The organism is Sphingomonas sp. TF3, from assembly GCF_003985085.1.
Lineage (GTDB): Bacteria > Pseudomonadota > Alphaproteobacteria > Sphingomonadales > Sphingomonadaceae > Sphingomonas.
The window spans coordinates 51,900-68,449 of record NZ_RWKS01000010.1 but is presented as its reverse complement, the minus strand read 5'-3'; the positions used below and the strand labels follow the sequence as shown (position 1 = coordinate 68,449).

15 protein-coding genes are annotated in these 16,550 nt (G+C 64.5%); 9 read left to right on the top strand and 6 right to left on the bottom strand.

Annotated elements, in window-relative coordinates:
* Positions 1–11 precede the first annotated feature (11 nt).
* Both rpsT and dnaA read left to right on the top strand, forming a co-directional pair.
* On the top strand, positions 12–275 hold the full coding sequence (gene rpsT / locus EJC47_RS10855) for a 30S ribosomal protein S20 (protein ID WP_033966658.1): 264 nt from the start codon (positions 12–14) through the stop codon (positions 273–275).
* 516 nt (positions 276–791) lie between these two features.
* Positions 792–2,162 (top strand): chromosomal replication initiator protein DnaA, encoded by a 1,371-nt coding sequence (dnaA, locus tag EJC47_RS10850; protein ID WP_126847565.1) that lies wholly within the window; start codon positions 792–794, stop codon positions 2,160–2,162.
* 179 nt (positions 2,163–2,341) lie between these two features.
* Here dnaA and trpS read toward each other — a convergent pair whose 3' ends face one another.
* The 3 genes from trpS to secB all read right to left on the bottom strand — a co-directional run bounded on the left by trpS (position 2,342) and on the right by secB (position 5,531).
* Positions 2,342–3,343, bottom strand: coding sequence for a tryptophan--tRNA ligase (gene trpS / locus EJC47_RS10845; RefSeq protein ID WP_126847563.1), 1,002 nt, complete (start codon positions 3,341–3,343; stop codon positions 2,342–2,344).
* 4 nt (positions 3,344–3,347) lie between these two features.
* Positions 3,348–4,946 carry a murein biosynthesis integral membrane protein MurJ gene (gene murJ / locus EJC47_RS10840; RefSeq protein WP_126847561.1) on the bottom strand — a complete coding sequence of 533 codons (1,599 nt, stop codon included), beginning with the start codon at positions 4,944–4,946 and terminating at the stop codon, positions 3,348–3,350.
* Between the two features lie 63 nt (positions 4,947–5,009).
* Positions 5,010–5,531: a protein-export chaperone SecB gene (secB, locus tag EJC47_RS10835; protein WP_126847559.1), complete on the bottom strand. Its 522-nt coding sequence runs from the start codon at positions 5,529–5,531 to the stop codon at positions 5,010–5,012.
* Positions 5,532–5,710: 179 nt separating this feature from the next.
* On the opposite strand from secB, the gene EJC47_RS10830 reads away from it, so the two are divergent.
* From EJC47_RS10830 to EJC47_RS10805, 6 genes are all read left to right on the top strand, one after another.
* Positions 5,711–6,355, top strand: a complete 645-nt coding sequence (locus tag EJC47_RS10830) for a Tim44/TimA family putative adaptor protein (RefSeq protein ID WP_148110549.1) — start codon at positions 5,711–5,713, stop codon at positions 6,353–6,355.
* Positions 6,356–6,360: 5 nt separating this feature from the next.
* Positions 6,361–7,632: a murein transglycosylase A gene (mltA, locus tag EJC47_RS10825; RefSeq protein WP_126847557.1), complete on the top strand. Its 1,272-nt coding sequence runs from the start codon at positions 6,361–6,363 to the stop codon at positions 7,630–7,632.
* Positions 7,607–8,206: a Smr/MutS family protein gene (locus EJC47_RS10820; RefSeq protein WP_171010463.1), complete on the top strand. Its 600-nt coding sequence runs from the start codon at positions 7,607–7,609 to the stop codon at positions 8,204–8,206. The genes mltA and EJC47_RS10820 overlap by 26 nt, the downstream gene beginning before the upstream one ends.
* 71 nt (positions 8,207–8,277) lie before the next feature.
* The gene (locus tag EJC47_RS10815; protein ID WP_126847555.1) at positions 8,278–9,951 is read left to right on the top strand and encodes a putative bifunctional diguanylate cyclase/phosphodiesterase; all 1,674 of its coding nucleotides are present in this window, start codon (positions 8,278–8,280) and stop codon (positions 9,949–9,951) included.
* A 64-nt stretch (positions 9,952–10,015) separates the two neighbouring features.
* Positions 10,016–11,038 (top strand): hypothetical protein, encoded by a 1,023-nt coding sequence (locus EJC47_RS10810; RefSeq protein WP_126847553.1) that lies wholly within the window; start codon positions 10,016–10,018, stop codon positions 11,036–11,038.
* A gap of 196 nt (positions 11,039–11,234) precedes the next feature.
* The gene (locus tag EJC47_RS10805) at positions 11,235–12,632 is read left to right on the top strand and encodes a hypothetical protein (RefSeq protein ID WP_126847551.1); all 1,398 of its coding nucleotides are present in this window, start codon (positions 11,235–11,237) and stop codon (positions 12,630–12,632) included.
* Here EJC47_RS10805 and EJC47_RS10800 read toward each other — a convergent pair.
* The 3 genes from EJC47_RS10800 to lepA form a co-directional block, all read right to left on the bottom strand.
* On the bottom strand, positions 12,629–13,009 hold the full coding sequence (locus EJC47_RS10800) for a hypothetical protein (protein WP_126847548.1): 381 nt from the start codon (positions 13,007–13,009) through the stop codon (positions 12,629–12,631). The genes EJC47_RS10805 and EJC47_RS10800 overlap by 4 nt on opposite strands.
* A complete protein-coding gene (locus EJC47_RS10795; protein ID WP_126847546.1) occupies positions 12,987–13,505 on the bottom strand; it encodes a GNAT family N-acetyltransferase in 519 nt (172 codons plus the stop codon). The genes EJC47_RS10800 and EJC47_RS10795 overlap by 23 nt, the downstream gene beginning before the upstream one ends.
* A 95-nt stretch (positions 13,506–13,600) precedes the next feature.
* Positions 13,601–15,451, bottom strand: coding sequence for a translation elongation factor 4 (gene lepA, locus EJC47_RS10790; RefSeq protein WP_126847544.1), 1,851 nt, complete (start codon positions 15,449–15,451; stop codon positions 13,601–13,603).
* Between the two features lie 110 nt (positions 15,452–15,561).
* On the opposite strand from lepA, the gene EJC47_RS10785 reads away from it, so the two are divergent.
* Positions 15,562–16,530, top strand: coding sequence for a CsgG/HfaB family protein (locus EJC47_RS10785; protein WP_126847542.1), 969 nt, complete (start codon positions 15,562–15,564; stop codon positions 16,528–16,530).
* Positions 16,531–16,550 lie beyond the last annotated feature (20 nt).

Below are 16,550 nucleotides of genomic sequence, written 5' to 3'. Positions count from 1 at the left end.
CAGAGGGCTTCATGGCGAACACGCCACAGGCGAAAAAGCGTATCCGTCGTAACGCCGCGCGGACACTGGTAAACGGCAACCGCACCGGTCGCATCCGGACTTTCGTCAAGAAGGTCGAGAATGCACTGGAAGCAGGCGACAAGGCCGCAGCGACCGCTGCGATGGCGCTGGTCCAGCCCGAGCTGATGCGCGGCGTCGCCAAGGGCGTGCTGCACAAGAACACCGCCAGCCGGAAGTTCTCGCGTCTGACCAAGCGCCTCTCCGCGCTGGCCTGATTCCCGCTGATTTTGCGGTAAAAACGCCCGCTGGATGCAAATCCGGCGGGCTTTTTGTCGTCGGCTGCGGAACCGCATCGCTTCCATCCCATCGCCGCGCGTTGTGCACGGAACGTTTCGGGACCCCGCGAACCCCAATTTACCGGAACCCACGGATTCACCGCGATTCGCAAAAACGACACGAAAGTGTAACGACAATATCTGTTGTAAATCAGATACTTATAAGAAATTTGACGCGAATCCGTGGCTAGATACGAGTCAATCCAGATTATTTCAAAAATCTGACAGGGGCAGGCCTTGATCGACTCGCTGCGATCTTCATAACTGGCCCTCCAACGCGCAGACCGAGCGTCTCGCGACTCAATTCGAATGGCAACGTCATGCAGGCGGTGATTCCGGCTGTGGGGGGCTTTGTCTGTGCAGTTCCGGCGGCGCGGTCTTTCACCGCGCTGTCAAACAAAGGTTTTTGGTGTGGTCGTAACGTTGAACAGGGGGGCGAGCGCAGACGGCACCAGCATGGATGGCGTGCAGCCGGACGGTTCGGTGGCCCGCGCCTGGGCCACCGTGCGGGCGCATTTGCGGGAATCGGCGGGCGCGCGGTTGTTCGATCAGTGGCTGAAGCCGATGACGCTGTTGCCCGGTCTGGACGAGGGGTCGGTGCGTTTGGCGTTGCCGTCGGCGTTCATGACCAATTGGGTCCGCAACCATTATGCCGATCGCTTGCTGCAGGAGTTCCGCGCGGTTCTGCCGACGGTGCGACGCGTCACGATCGAGACGGGCTCCGCCACCGCAGCTGCCGCGCCCGCCATTCTCACGGTCGATTCGCTCCCGGCTGCGGTGGAAGCGCCCGTGGTGGTCGCCGATCGCCCGCCGCTCGACCCGCGCTTCACCTTTGACCGCTTCGTCGTCGATTCTTCCAACATGGTCGCGTTCAACGCGGCGCGCGCGCTGGCCGAGCCCGGCGTGCCGCGCTTCAGCCCGCTGTTCCTCCACAGCGGCACCGGGCAGGGCAAGACGCATTTGATGCACGCCATTGGTGCGGCCTATCTGGCGGCGGTGCCCGGCGCTCGCGTGCTGCTGATGTCGGCCGAGCGCTTCATGTTCGATTTCGTCCAGGCGCTGCGCAACCGCGACACGCACAGCTTCAAGACGCGGCTGCGCTCGGCCGATCTGCTGCTGGTCGATGACCTCCAGTTCATCGCGGGCAAGGATTCGACGCAGGAAGAGTTCTTCCACACGATCAACGAAGTGATGGGCGCGGGCAAGCGCCTGGTCATCTCGGCCGATCGCTGCCCGCAGGGGCTCGACGGGGTCGAGGCGCGGATCACCTCGCGGCTGTCGTGCGGGCTGGTGGCCGACATCAAGGCGCCTGATCTGGCGCTGCGCCGCGCGGTGCTGGCGCGCAAGCTGGCCGACATGCCGGGTGCCAAGGTGCCCGCCGAGGTGCTCGATTTGCTGGCATCGCGCATCACCGCGAACATTCGCGATCTCGAAGGCGCGCTCAACCGCGTGGTGGCTTATGCGCAACTGACCGGGGTCGAGATCGACCTCGACTTCGCCGTGGCGACGCTGGGTGACGTGTTGCGCGGGGCGGAACGCCGCGTAACGATCGACGAGATCCAGAAGGCGGTGTCGGCGCATTTCGAGCTGAAGCCGGTCGATCTGGTCTCGGCGCGGCGCGCGGTGGTGGTGGCACGGCCGCGCCAGATCGCCATGTACCTCGCCAAGCGGCTGACGACGCGCTCGCTGCCCGAGATCGGCCGTAAGTTCGGCGGGCGCGACCATTCGACCGTGATCCACGCGGTGCGCCGGATCGAGGAACTGCGCGACACCGATCGCGAGATCGATACCGCCGTGCGCTATTTGCTGCGCGAACTGGAGGGCTGATCGCTTAACCTCCCTCTCCCAGCGGGAGAGGGAAGGGGCCCGCCGCGTCAGCGGTGGGAAGGGTGAGGGCGACTTTGCGGGAGCTGCACCCGGCTCACCCTCACCCTTCCGCGGCTTCGCCGCTCCCTCCCTCTCCCGCTGGGAGAGGGATTTTGGCACCAGTCGGCCTGCGGCGAAGGTTACACCTGCAACCCGACCGCCGCCTGCGCCGCCGCCAGCGTCGGTGCCGCCAGCACACTCGCGCGCGCCGCGCCCTCGGCGAGCACCGCGCTGACCGCTGCACGATCATCGAGCAAGGCCGTCAGGCGCTGGCGAATCGGCGAGAGCGTCGCCACCGCCAGATCGGCGAGGGCAGGCTTGAACGCGCCGAAGCCTTGGCCGGCGAACTGCGCCAGCACCGCATCGGGCGTTACGCCTGCCAGCGCCGCATAGATCGTCACCAGGTTGCGCGCCTCAGGCCGTTCGGTGAGGCCGGCGACTTCGCCCGGCAAGCCATCGGCATCGCTCTTGGCCTTGCGAATCTTGCCCGCGATGGTGTCGTCGTCATCGACCAGGTTGATCCGGCTGGCGTCGGACGGATCGGACTTGGACATTTTGGCGCTGGCATCGCGCAAGCTCATGATGCGCGGGGCGGCCTTGGAGATGAACGGCTCGGGCAGCGTGAAGGTGTCGCCATAATCGGTGTTGAACTTCACCGCGATGTCACGCGCCAGTTCCAGATGCTGCTTCTGGTCCTCGCCGACCGGAACGTGCGTCGCCTGATAGAGCAATACGTCAGCGGCTTGCAGCACGGGGTAGGTGAACAGGCCGACGCTTTGCGTCTCGCCCTTCTTCCCCGCCTTGTCCTTCCACTGCGTCATGCGGCCGAGCCAGCCCATCCGCGCGGTGCCGCCCAGAATCCAGTGGAGCGCGCTGTGCGCGGGCACGCGCGCCTGGTTGAACAGGATCGCGCGTTTCGGGTCGATCCCGCAGGCGAGCAAAGTGGCGGCCATTTCGGTGGTGTGGGCGTTGAGCTCGGCCGGGATGACCGGCTGCGACAGTGCGTGAAGATCGGCCAGGAAGAACAGGCAATCGTCGCCTTCCGGCATCGCGTCTTGCATCGCGACCCATTGCTTGATCGCGCCGAGATAGTTGCCGAGGTGGAGATTGCCGGTTGGCTGGATGCCGGAGACGACACGCATATGCTTATTCCTGGGCGGGCTTGGGAGTGTTGGAGGTGCCGCGCCGCCGCATCAGCGCCTTCAGGTCCGCGATCCGGTAAGCACCGGTAACGAAACAGGCCACGCCATAGACCGCGCTGCCCGCGCCGACCAGCACGCCAAGGGCTGCATAGCGCACGATCAGCGCGCCGCCGAGATAGGGGGTGAGCAGCCGCTCGAACGCGAACACCGTCGCCCCCATCAGCAGGGCGGCGAGCAGCAGGCGCGGGACCTTGCGGCGCAAAGCGCTGTCCGCCGCGAAATGGCCGCGCTCGACCAGCGTGCGATAGAGCATGGCGACATTGACCGTCGAGGCGAGCGCGGTGGCGAGCGGCGGGCCGACATGGCCGATCAGCGGGATCAGGATGAGGTTGCCGACGATGTTCACCGCAATCGAAATCATCGCATAGCGCACCGGCGTCCTGGTATCGCCGCGCGCATAATAACCGGGCGTCAGCACCTTCACGAGCACATAGGATGGCAGGCCGACCGAGAAGGCGCTGAGCGCCCAGCCGCAGCGGCGCGCGTCCATCGCGGTGAAATGCCCATATTGGAACAGCCCGCGCACGATCGGCTCGGCGGCGACCATGAAGGCGACGGTGGCGGGGAGGGTGAGGAACAGCGCCAGCTCGATCCCGCGATTCTGCGTCTCCATCGCGGCGGTATCCTGCCCGGTCGAGAGCAGGCGCGACACTGTCGGCAACAGGATCGTGCCAAGCCCGATCCCGATCAGCCCGAGCGGCAATTGGTTCAGCCGGTCCGCATAATAAATATACGTGATCGAGCCCGAGGCGAGCAGGCTGCCCGCGAGCGAGGTCGAGATCAACAGATTGATCTGCGACGCGCCCGCGCCCGCCGCAGCGGGGACGATCAGCCGCAGCATCTCGCGCACATCGGCGTCCAAGCGCGGCAGCCGCAGCCGCATATCGACCCCGGCGCGGTGGCACGCCCATAGCAGCCACAGCAGTTGCAGCACGCCGCCGACCGTCACCGAAATCGCCTGCACGCGCGCGGTCTGATAGACGTCGGTGCCGTGGAAGAACCACAGCCCCGCGATCATGGCGAGATTGAGCAGGATCGGGGCCGCCGCATTGACCCAGAATTTGTCGAGCGAATTGAGGATGCCCCCCAGCAGCGACGCCAGCGATATCAGCGCGAGATAGGGCAACGTGATCCGCGACAGCATCACCGCAAAGGCGAATTGCTCGTGGGTGGGATGCTGGCGGGCGAAACCGCCCGAGAGCAGCCAAGTGATCGGCCAGGCCGCCAGGATCAGCGCGCCGGTGAACAGGATCAGGATCGGCAGCAACACCGCCAGCGCGCGCTCGGCGAAGCGATAGCCGCCGGCAATGCCGTCCGGCCCGGCGGCTTTCTTGTTGAACATCGGGATGAAGGCGGCGGAAAACGCGCCCTCCGCGAACAAAGCGCGGAACATGTTGGGCAGACGGAAGGCGACGCCATTGAACGCGTCCGATGCAAACCCCGCCCCGACATAACGGGCGGCGAGCGAATCGCGCACCAACGCCAGCACCCGGCTGGCCAGCGTGAGGCCGCCGATCGAGCCGAGTGATTTGACGAGGTTCATGGCGCTGTCTTCACAAAAACAGCCCCCGCATCCGGACTGGGAGATCGGGGGCTGAAAGGGCCCTTAGGCGGTGCCGAGCGTCTCGCCAATGCCGCCTTCGGCCGCTTCCTGCTGCTGCAGGAAGACGCTGGCGAAATCGATCGGCTCGAGCAGCAGCGGCGGGAAGCCGCCGTCACGGATGGCGTCGGCCAGCACGCGGCGCGCGAACGGGAAGATCAGGCGCGGCGCTTCGGCCAGCAGGAACGGCTGGAGATGCTCTGCCGGGAAATTGCGCAGGCCGAACAGCCCGGCATAGGAAAGGTCGACGAGGAAGGCGACGGTGCCCTCTGCTTCGGCCTTCACTTCGATACGCAGCACGATTTCATAGACATCGTCGCCGACCTGGGCCGAAGCGATGTTGAACTGCACGTCGATGGCGGGCGCGGTCGGGTTCTGGAAAATGGCCGGTGCGTTCGGATTCTCGAACGACAAGTCCTTCACATATTGCGAGATGAGGCCGGCCGCAGGCGCGGTGTCCAGGCCATTGCCATAGGGGTCGGTCGTCGGAACCGTGGTGGTGATGAAGCCGTCGTCCTGCTCGCTCATGGAACTCGTCCTTACCCTGATCGTATAAGCGCCACACTTCCGTGGCGTGGTCGAAAGCGCGCGCCTAGCAGGGGGGGGCAGCGAGTTCAACTCGCCGGAGACGCTCGTCTTATTGCATGATTTGAATCCTTGGCGCGTTAGGCCTATGTACTGCATCTGTTGAAAGCCCCGGAGGCCGCGTGTTCCTGACCGTCATTCTCGTAATGCTGACTGCGTTTCTGGCGCTGAACCTGTATCGGGTGCTGGGCAAACGCACGGGTCACGAACAGCCCTTGCCCAAGCCGACCGAGGAACGTGCTCCGCTGACGGTGGTGCAGCGCCCGGTCGAGGCGATCGGCGAAGCGCGTGAACCGATCAGCCGCAATGTCGAGCCCAAGGCCGAAGCGGGGATCCGCGCGATCATCGCTGCCGAATCCACCTTCGACGTCTCGCGTTTTCTCGGTGGCGCGCAGGGTGCCTATCGCATGATTTTGGAGGCATTCTGGAAGGGCGACGAGGAACAACTCGCCTGGCTTGCCGAGGATTCGGTGCGCGATGCCTTCACCAGCGCGATCGTGGCGCGTGACACTGCGGGCCATGTGCTGGACAACCGGCTCGTGTCGATCGAGCGCGCGGTCATTGCCGACGCGTCGCTCGACGGCAAGGTTGCGCGGATCACGGTCCGCTTCGATGCCGACATCGCTGCGGTGACGCGCGATGCCGAGGGTAACGTGATCGCGGGCTCGATGACCGATGCGGTTGAGACGCATGATGTTTGGACCTTCGTGCGCACTCTCAAGAGCAGCGACCCGAATTGGAAGCTCGCCGACACCGACGAGGCATAACGCCAATGCGGGGGGCATTTACCGGGCTGCCGATTGCGTTTGCCGTCTTGCTCGCCGGGTGCGGCGGTCACGTCGAACGCCCCCGTCCGGTCGCCAACCGTCCTGCACCGGTGCGCAAACCCGTCGCCGCCACCCCGATCGCGCCGCAGCCCGTTGCGCCGGTTGCGGCCGGCACGGCGACCGCCGCCAGCGCGGGCGTGATCGCAGGTCCGCCTGTCTACACGCTCCCCATCGACGAAGCCGCTGCGGCGCGGGCTCTGGTGGCTTTTCAGGCCTCCTGTCCGTCGCTGTTGCGCCGTACCGATGTTTCCGGCCTGACTCGCGGCAGCGATTGGGCGGCGGCGTGTGGGGCCGCGCCAGGCGTCCGCCGGGGCGAGGCACGGGCGTTCTTCGCCGAATATTTCGAGACGGCGCAGGTCGGCGACGGCAAAGCCTTTGCCACCGGCTATTACGAGCCCGAAATCCGCGCCGCGCGCGAACGGCGGCGCGGCTATGACGTGCCGATTTACGCGCGACCGACCGACCTGGTCGATGTCGATCTCGGCCAGTTCAGCGATACGCTCAAGGGCAAGAAGATCCGCGGCCGCGTCGATGGGCGCAGCTTCATCCCCTATGACGATCGTACCGCGATCGAGACCGGGTCGCTCGCCGGGCGCGCGCCGATCCTTGCCTGGGCGGCCGATCCGGTCGAATTGTTCTTCCTGCAGATCCAGGGGTCGGGGCGGCTGCGCTTGCCCGACGGGTCGGTGATGCGGATCGGCTATGACAATCAGAATGGCCGCGATTACACCGGAATCGGCACGCTGATGAAAAAGCGCGGCTTGCTCGGGCCGGGGCAAACCTCGCTGCAGGGCATGTCGCAATGGTTGCATGACCATCCCGATCAGGGCCGCGACATCATGCGCGAAAACAAGAGCTATGTGTTCTTTCACGAACAATCCGGCTCGCCGATGGGCGCGTTGGGCGTTGCGGTCACCGGCGGGGTGAGTGTCGCTGCCGATCCGCATTTCATCCCGCTGGGGGCCCCGGTCTTGCTCTCGATGGATCGCGCCGACGCCAGCCGCCTGTGGATCGCCCAGGATACCGGCGGCGCGATCAAGGGGGCCAATCGCGTCGATACCTTTTGGGGGGCAGGCCCCGATGCCGAGGCCATCGCCGGGGGCATGACCGCGCGCGGCACCGCCTTTCTCTTGTTGCCGACGGGCACTCTTCAGCGACTGGCTGGCGCGCGCGTGTCTGGTGAGAGGCCCGATGGGAACGCGTCACCTCAGTTCTGACGAAGCGGCGTTGTGGGCGCGGGTGATGGCCGGGGTACGCCCTTTGGCCAAAGCCGCGCCGACGGTGCCAGCGACGGGCTCGAAAACCGCCAGGGCAGCGGGCGTGGCCGCGCCATCCATCGCCCCGCCGGTTGCGGCAACGCCTGCCAAGCGTGTCGTCGGCCGCGTTCCACCGTTGCCGGTTCCCAAACCCGCACGCGCTGCCGCCAACAGCGCCAACACGCTGGACGGCACCTGGGACAAGCAAATCGCGCGAGGCCTCGTTTCCCCCGATCGCACAATCGATTTGCACGGGCATACGCTGCAATCCGCCTATAATGAACTGGACGGCGCGCTCGACGCGGCGATCCGGGCCGGGGACCGCACGATCCTGCTGGTCACCGGAAAGCCGCCGCGCCCGACCAGTGAGCGTCCGCACGCGCGCGGGGCGATTCGCGCGGCGACCGGCGACTGGCTGGCCGGGTCGCGCCACGCCGACGCGATTGCGGCGGTCCGCGCGGCACATCCGCGCCACGGTGGGAGCGGTGCGCTCTACATCGTGCTGAAACGCGCGCGGAGTTCGCGAAAGTCTTAACCTTTGGCTGTCATCGTCTTGGACAAGCCAGTGCGTTTCGCACCACGCTGCCAGGAGTCAACGATATCGCGATGGAAGGCGTTACGCTCAAAAGCCGCGCAATCGTGTTCGCGATGTGCTCCGGGGCGGTCGCTTTTATCCTTGCGCTCGCCGCGACATCGTCGGGCGGCGTCGAAATCAGCAACATCTCGCGTGCGCTGATCCCGGCGATCGTGTGTGCGGTGATGTGCTGGGCATCGACCGAGCGCAGCATTGCCGGGACGGCGTCGGCGATCGACGCTGCCATCGCGCGTCTGGCGCAGGCGGCGCAGGGCGATCTCAGCGACCAGATCCCCCCGGAAATCGCGACGAACGTGCCCCAGCTCGCTACCGCGATGCATGGCTTGTTCGCACAGTTGAACGCCAATCTCGATAGCGTCCAGCGGCTGGCGATGTTCGATCCGGTGACCGGGCTTGCCAACCGCACCAACTTCCGCCGCACGTGCGAGCGGCTGTTGTCGACGATGCCGACGGGCGCGGGCGGCGCGCTGTTCTTCATCGATCTGGACCGCTTCAAGGCGGTCAACGATACGATGGGCCATGCCTGTGGCGACATGCTGCTGGGGATGGTTGCCAACCGCCTGCGCGCGGTCGCCGACAGCGTCGCGCTGCCCGAGGCCGGGCCGGCCCCGCTGATCGGTCGGCTGGCGGGCGACGAGTTCACGATGTTCTTCGCGCAGGTCGATTCGGCGGACGCGGCCCGGATCGGGCGTGCGGTCCTGTTCGCGCTGGCCGAGCCGTTCGATCTGGCGGGCACCGATATCGCGATCGGCGCGTCGATCGGCATTGCGCTGCGCCCCGACCATGGCGAAACGCTGACCGACCTGATGCGCGCCGCCGATGCCGCGATGTATCACGCAAAAAGCAGCGGCCGCGGCCGCGCCGAGCACTTCTCGGCCGAGCTGGCCGCGCAGATCACCGAGCGCGCCGGGCTGGAAAGCGCGCTGCGCGACGCGATCGACCGCGATGAATTCGCGCTCGTCTTTCAGCCGCAACTCCGCATCGGATCGGGGCAGATCGTCGCCGCCGAAGCGCTGTTGCGCTGGCGGCACCCGCAGGACGGCCTGCGCCTGCCCGGCACTTTCCTGCCGCGCGCCGAGGAAACCGGGCTGATCGTCGAGATCGGCGACTGGGTCGTGCACAGCGTCGCCGAGACGATCGCGCGCTGGAGCCGGATGGGGATCGAACACCGCCTCGCCGTCAACGTGTCGCCGCGCCAGCTCGACCATGCCAGCTTCTTCCGCCGCCTGCGTGCGGCGATGCACCGCGTCGATGCACCCGCGCGGCTGCTCGAACTCGAAATCACCGAGACACTCGCGATGCACTGCAGCGACGAAGTGCTCGAGGCGATCGCGCTGCTGCGCGCCGACGGTGCGACCATCGCGATCGACGATTTCGGCACCGGCTATTCCAGCCTGCCGCGCCTGCGCGCGCTCCCGCTCGACCGGATCAAGCTCGACCGCAGCCTGATCGAACATATCGCCGCGGACGCCGATGCACGCATCATCGCACAGGCGGTGATCGGGCTGATCCACGGCCTTGGCTGCCAGGCGGTCGGCGAGGGGGTCGAGACGCAGGCGCAGGCCGATATCCTGCGTATCATCGGCTGCGACGTGATCCAGGGCTATGCCATCGCCCAACCGATGAACGAAGCCGCCTTCCTCGCCTGGAGCAAGGGCGAAGTGCGCTGGGCGGCGGTCGGCTGAACCGCGCACTCGCGCAGCGACCGCACGCTGCCCTACATTAACCATATCAGTTAAATGCGCGGACATGCAGAACCTCGTCCCCACCGCTCGCCCGGTGCTCGCGTTCGAGCCCGTTCCCCGCAAATATCGCTATGACGGCTGGACGCCCGAGCGGCAGCGCGGCTTCATCGCCGCGCTCGCCGAAACCGGATCGGTCACCGCCGCCGCCCGGCGCATCAACATGAGCGCGGAGGGGGCCTACTACCTCCGCCGACAACCGGGGGCCGACGGCTTCCGCGCCGCCTGGCTCGCCGCGCTGGATCACGGGGTGCAGCGCCTGGTCGATGTCGCGATCGAACGCGCGATCGAGGGCGTGCCCGTCCCGGTCTTCCACAAGGACGAGCAGGTCGGCGAACGCCGCTGGTATAATGACCGGCTGACGATGTTCATCCTGCGCCACCATCTGACCGATCGCTATGGCGGGCCCGGCCTCGCCCCTGGCACGCGCAACCGCGCGACGATCGAGCGCGAGGCCGCCGAGAATTGCCCGGTGTGCAAGGCGCGCAATCCCGCATACATGTCCGAGGCGGACCGCGCGCGCGCCGGTGCCGAGCGGCACGACGACTTCATGCGGCACTACACCAATAAGGTTAAAGCTGAGCGCCAGGCGCGCTTGCGCGGCGACATCGTCGCGGCCGATTTCGCTCTGCGCCAGTTGACCGAAATCGAGTTCATCTTCTGCGTGATCGACCGGCCCGAAGCGATCGTCGCGTTCTGGAACGACATGTTCCTGCATCTCGACGATCCCGACCCGGCGGTGGGCACCGAGGATTCCTTCGAGGCGCGGCGCGCCTTGCTCAAACAGGCGCGCGAGGCGGTGTGGGCGCAGGACGCCATGCTGCGTCCCGCGCCGATGACGCAGCGCGGCCTGTCGAGCGCCATTGCCAGCGGCGCAACGCTCGACGCGCGCAGGGCAGCCCGAAAGGAAGCCTGCACCCAAATGGCCGCCGCCCAGGCGCAATGGGAAGCCTCGGCGACCGAAGAGGGCTGGCGGGCTTGGTGTGCTGGGGAGGGGGCGGAGGGAGGATGGGAAGTAGAGAGCGTTTAGAGGGAGCGCTTTATGATTTTAATTGAGCGGCAACGTAAGGACGGATTCCCTGGCCTCATTAGCCAAAGTAGATATTTGTGCCGCTACCGCTCAGGTACCACCGGTATTGTGTTGCAATATTCACCTTTTCCGGTCAGCTTTTCATGAGCGTGGCGTTGACCTATACCGTGAAGGCCGTTTTTGGGGGGCGGCGATTATGACAACACCCGCCACGCCAGCGAGTCGCGGCTATTGGCCTGCCCTTTCGATATGGTGGAACTTCGTATTCAATTACTGGGCCCTGACGCTCGCGACGCTGTTTCTCGTTGTCGGGTTCATCACAGGCTACGCCATCAGCCAGCCGTCACGGTACAGCGCGCCAGCCGGGACAATGCTCAAACGGCTTGATGCTCTTGAGGCATTGCTGGAAAATGTCCAATCGCACCGGCTGCCACGTGTTCAAGACGATCGTCACAAGCTCACCATGGCAATCGACAGTGTGCGGGCAGCGCTTGTCGGATTGCCTGATATCCAGAAGAAGCGGATTGCGCCCTATTTTGTTGAGATCGAAACCCATGGTAGAGCGATCGACCAGACACTTGATAGTCAATCCTTTCTAATCGACAGTGCACTTAGCGAGCATCTGAAAAGCATTCGCGCCCAGCGCGAGCAGATCAAGCAGCAGATTGACACCGCATCTGGCTTCGGTTCGCTCGTCTTTGATCAGTCTAAGCTTTTCCTTAAGTGGATAGGGGCGCTGAGTTTCCTCACGATCGTTGCTATCAGCCTGTTTTTGGTGCTGATGAGCAGTCCAAGCTTCCGGCGTCGGCTTGCTGGTTCTTCCGGTACGATCACGGCCTTTGGGGTTTCCTTCAATCTGCACGATCTCTCATCTGAACGAGATTCAATCGAGGCGCGGCAGCACGAGCTTGGGGACGATCTGGTCCGCACTTATACTAAGGCATTGCGAGCCTCCTCACTCCAAGCCCGGTTTCGGGAGGTCTACAAAGATATAGAAGCGGCGTTTGCGCAGGAGACGATCGCGCTTGATGCGATCCCGCATCGCGCGACTCTCTATATTCCCGATTTCGTAGGAGAGTCGCTCGTGCAGGCGACGCTTTACAGTGGTAACTGGCACCTAGGAGATGAGCGATCAGTGGGTCGTCGCTTTTCCGTGCGCTACGGCATCATCGGGAAAGCGTGGCGGCTGGTCGGCGCCCAATATAATTCCAATGTCGGCAATTCGTGCAAGAACCTCATTCGCAACTGGGGGTTCACCGACACCGAGGCCAAGCCCTTTGGCAATGACACAGCCTCTGGATCGCTGATGGCGTTCATCGTCAAAGATAGCGGTCCATTGGCACCGCTTGCCGTTATCTATGTTGAGGCGCTCGGCGCTAACACGCTCCACAAAAAGGACGTTCTCAGCGACGCGGAAGCTGCGGATCAGGCCCCTGATATCGACGGGCTTACCAAGGCCGACCATTATGCGGCCAGGCATATTTGGGCACAGGTGAAGGACAAAAGGAGCGTCGAGCGGCTCAAGCAGGCGCTGCTGCGGCTTCAGGCTGTCCTGCGCTGGAACGACAAGATCGAAGGCGGCACCGGGCGCTAAAACAGACCTGGTGGAAGAAAGTCGGTTGCAACATATGTCCAAGACTGTGGAGCTCGGACGCCCCTTGCTAGCAGGGCTCTGAACGGGATCGGCGTGCCGAAACGCTTGGCGACCAAAATTGGGATGGCGCAAGGTGCACGAGCGCCAGCTAGATAAGCGGCAATATCGGGCTCAAGCTCGGCGATATCGTTAGCTTGAAGAGAGAACGGCTCCTCAACCTTCACTGCTCCGGTCACCGCAGAAACCGGCAGGGTCTCATAAATTAACGCGACCCCGGGCAGGTAGCGGCGCGGCGGCGAGCGCCGATATTCGAAGACCTTTCGGCCTTCGAAGATCGCCGCCGCGTAATGAGGTTTAACGGAAAAAAGCAGGAGCACGTGAATCCGCGGCAGGCGTCCAGCTTAAAACTTTATCCCAGCGGTGCTCACCATAATTGACGAGCACATCTTTGGTCTGAGCAAAGTTGCTGTTCAAAAAGAACTGAGTTGTCGAAAAATCGTCTTGATCGACTGTAACATGCACCCGATCGATATCGTCCGCGAGCCATTTGCAACGAAGAGCTTGGAGCAACGTCCGGCCGATGCCAGCCGAACGGAAGCGCGGAGCAACGGAGAATGTCGAGAGCTTAACCGCGTGAGCGCCTTTTGGAGTGAGTAAAGCGAGCGCTATGAGATGACTGCCCGTGGCAATGCCCATCGCATACGCCCGGTTATGTGCGAGATCGTCCAACCGACGCTCTAGCCAGTAATGTCCGTTCTGGTAGCGCTTAATAAGATCGGGCGCGACGTTGAGCGTCGCATCGACGGTTAGGCGCGTGAGAGGCCGGACAGGGCCAGTGCCGCAAAGGATCAACCTGTTGCTCGTCCGTTCCATAGAATTGGCCTCCTATATAACGCGGATAAGGTCAACTCCCTTCGACGTGGAATGGACCGCGTTCGGTCGAAGGCAGCCGCCCGATTCCCCTGTCGCTACCCCTCATCCCCCATCCGCAGCGCCGCAATAAACGCCTCCTGCGGAATGCTCACGCTCCCATACTCCCGCATCTTGAGCTTGCCCTTCTTTTGCTTGTCGAGCAGCTTGCGCTTGCGGCTGGCGTCGCCGCCATAGCATTTCGCGGTCACGTCCTTGCGCATCGCGCTGATCGTCTCGCGCGCGATCACCTTGCCGCCGATCGCGGCCTGGATCGGGATCTTGAACAAATGGCGCGGGATCAGTTCCTTCAAGCGCTCGACCATGCCGCGCCCGCGCACCTCGGCGGTGCCGCGGTGGACGATCATCGACAGCGCGTCGACCGGCTCTTCGTTGACGAGGATGCTCATCTTGACGAGGTCGCCCTCGCGCTTGCCGATCTGGGTGTAATCGAAGCTGGCATAGCCCTTTGAGAGCGACTTCAGCCGGTCGTAGAAATCGAACACGACTTCGTTGAGCGGCAGCTCATAGGTCGCCTGCGCGCGGCCGCCGACATAGGTCAGGTCCTTCTGGATGCCGCGACGGTCCTGGCAGAGTTTCAGCACGCTGCCGAGATATTCGTCGGGGACGTAGATCACCGCCTGGATCCACGGCTCGGAAATGCTTTCGATCTTATTCGGATCGGGCATGTCGGCGGGGTTGTGCAGCTCGATCGTGCCACCGCCATGGGTCAGCTCGAGCTCGTACACCACCGACGGGGCGGTGGTGATGAGGTCGAGGTCGTACTCGCGCGTGAGGCGCTCCTGGATGATTTCGAGGTGGAGGAGCCCCAGGAAGCCGCAGCGGAAGCCGAAACCGAGCGCGGCGCTGGTTTCCATCTCGAAGGAGAAGCTCGCGTCGTTGAGGCGCAGCTTGCTGATGCTTTCGCGCAGTTTCTCGAAATCGTTCGCATCGACCGGGAAGAGGCCGCAGAACACCACCGGCTGGACTTCCTTGAAGCCCGGCAAGGCCTCGGCGGCGGGGCGCTTGGCGTCGGTGATGGTGTCGCCGACGCGGGTCTGCGCGACTTCCTTGATTTGCGCCGTAATGAAGCCGATTTCGCCGGGGCCGAGATCGGTCAATTGCTCGATCTTGGGGCGGAAGCAGCCGACGCGGTCGACCAGATGGAGCGTGCCCGCCTGCATGAACTTGATCTGCTGGCCCTTCTTGAGGACGCCCGCGACGACGCGCACGAGGATGACGACGCCGAGATAGGGGTCGTACCAGCTATCGACCAGCATGGCTTTGAGCGGCGCATCGGCATCGCCCTTGGGCGGCGGGATGCGGGTGACGATCGCTTCGAGGACTTCGGCGATGCCGATCCCGGCCTTGGCGCTGGTCAGCACCGCCTGGCTCGCGTCGAGGCCGATCACTTCCTCGATCTCGGCCTTGACCTTGTCGGGGTCGGCGGCGGGGAGATCGATCTTGTTGATGACGGGCACGATCTCATGATCATGCTCGATCGACTGATAGACGTTGGCGAGCGTCTGCGCCTCGACGCCTTGCGCGGCATCGACCACCAGCAGCGCGCCTTCGCACGCGGCGAGGCTGCGGCTCACTTCATAGGCGAAGTCGACATGGCCCGGCGTGTCCATCAGGTTGAGGGTATAGTCGATCCCGTCCTTGGCGGTGTAGCTGAGCCGCACCGTCTGGGCCTTGATGGTGATCCCGCGTTCTTTCTCAATGTCCATATTATCAAGGACTTGCTCGGACATTTCGCGGTCGCTGAGGCCGCCGGTCGCCTGGATCAGGCGATCGGCGAGCGTCGACTTGCCATGATCGATATGGGCGATGATGCTGAAATTGCGGATGGTCTGAAGAGGGGTCACGAATTCGCCCGGTTGTGTGCTGGAAACAGAAGAGGGGGCCATAGCATCGCCTGCACGCCTGCACAAAGCCCGTCATCATCGCGGTCATCTCTATGCCGCCTGACGCAAATCGGATATCGAGCCAGCGTAACGACTCTAAGCGGGGGCAGGGTATGTCGAAAATCGTGACCGGGATGGCGATGGCAGCGATCATCGTGAGCATGCCGATGCAGGTCGCCGCGCAGCGACTGGCCAAGCCGTCGGGCACGCAGAAGCTGCAAGAAGCGACGATGAACGACGTGCCGCATTGCGCGCGCAAGCATGGCACGATCTCAATCGTCGACGGCGACGATTCGCGCGGCTGGACGCAGTACAATCTCGCGCCGCCGCAGAAGCTGCTCAAGGTGCTGGTGCAGCGTTCGGGCTGTTTCAACATCGTCGATCGCGGCAGCGGCTTGCAGGCCGCGCAGCGCGAGCGCGATATCGGCGGCGATCTCGGGCTGCAGCGCGGTTCCAATGTCGGCCAGGGCCAGATCAAGGCCGCCGACTATGTCCTTCAGGCCGAAGTGCAGGGTGCCAACAGCAACGCTAGCGGCAGTGGTGTCGCAGCCGGGCTCGGCGGTCTGATCGGCGGCCCGATCGGCGGGATCGTCGGCGGCGTGCGCAGCCGCAAGATGGAAGCCAATGTCGTGCTGTCAATCACCAATGTGCGCACCACTGAAACGCTCGCGACGGAGGACGGCTATGCCGCCAAGAACAGCCTCAGCTTCGGCGGCGGTGGCGGCGTATTCGGCGGCGTTGCAGGCGGCGGGGTGATCGGCGGCGGTTACGACAATACCGATATCGGCCGGATTGTGACGCTGGCGTTCATCCAGGCCTATTCGAAGCTGGTCAACGATCTCGGCTACGTGACGCCGGGTGACACCGGCACGGCCGAAGCCGCTCCTGCCAAGACCTTCACCGCGCAAGGCCCGCTGGCCTTGCGCTCGGCTGCCAGCGCGACCGGCCGCGTGCTGCGCACCTTGCCCGCCGGTGCGATCGTCTACCCGACCGGCAACAAGAACGGGCTGTGGTGGGAAGTGGCCGACGAAAATGACAATGTCGGCTGGGTGCTCAACACCAAGCTCGCGCCGTCGCGCTAACGGGCGGGCTGGCGGCGGCG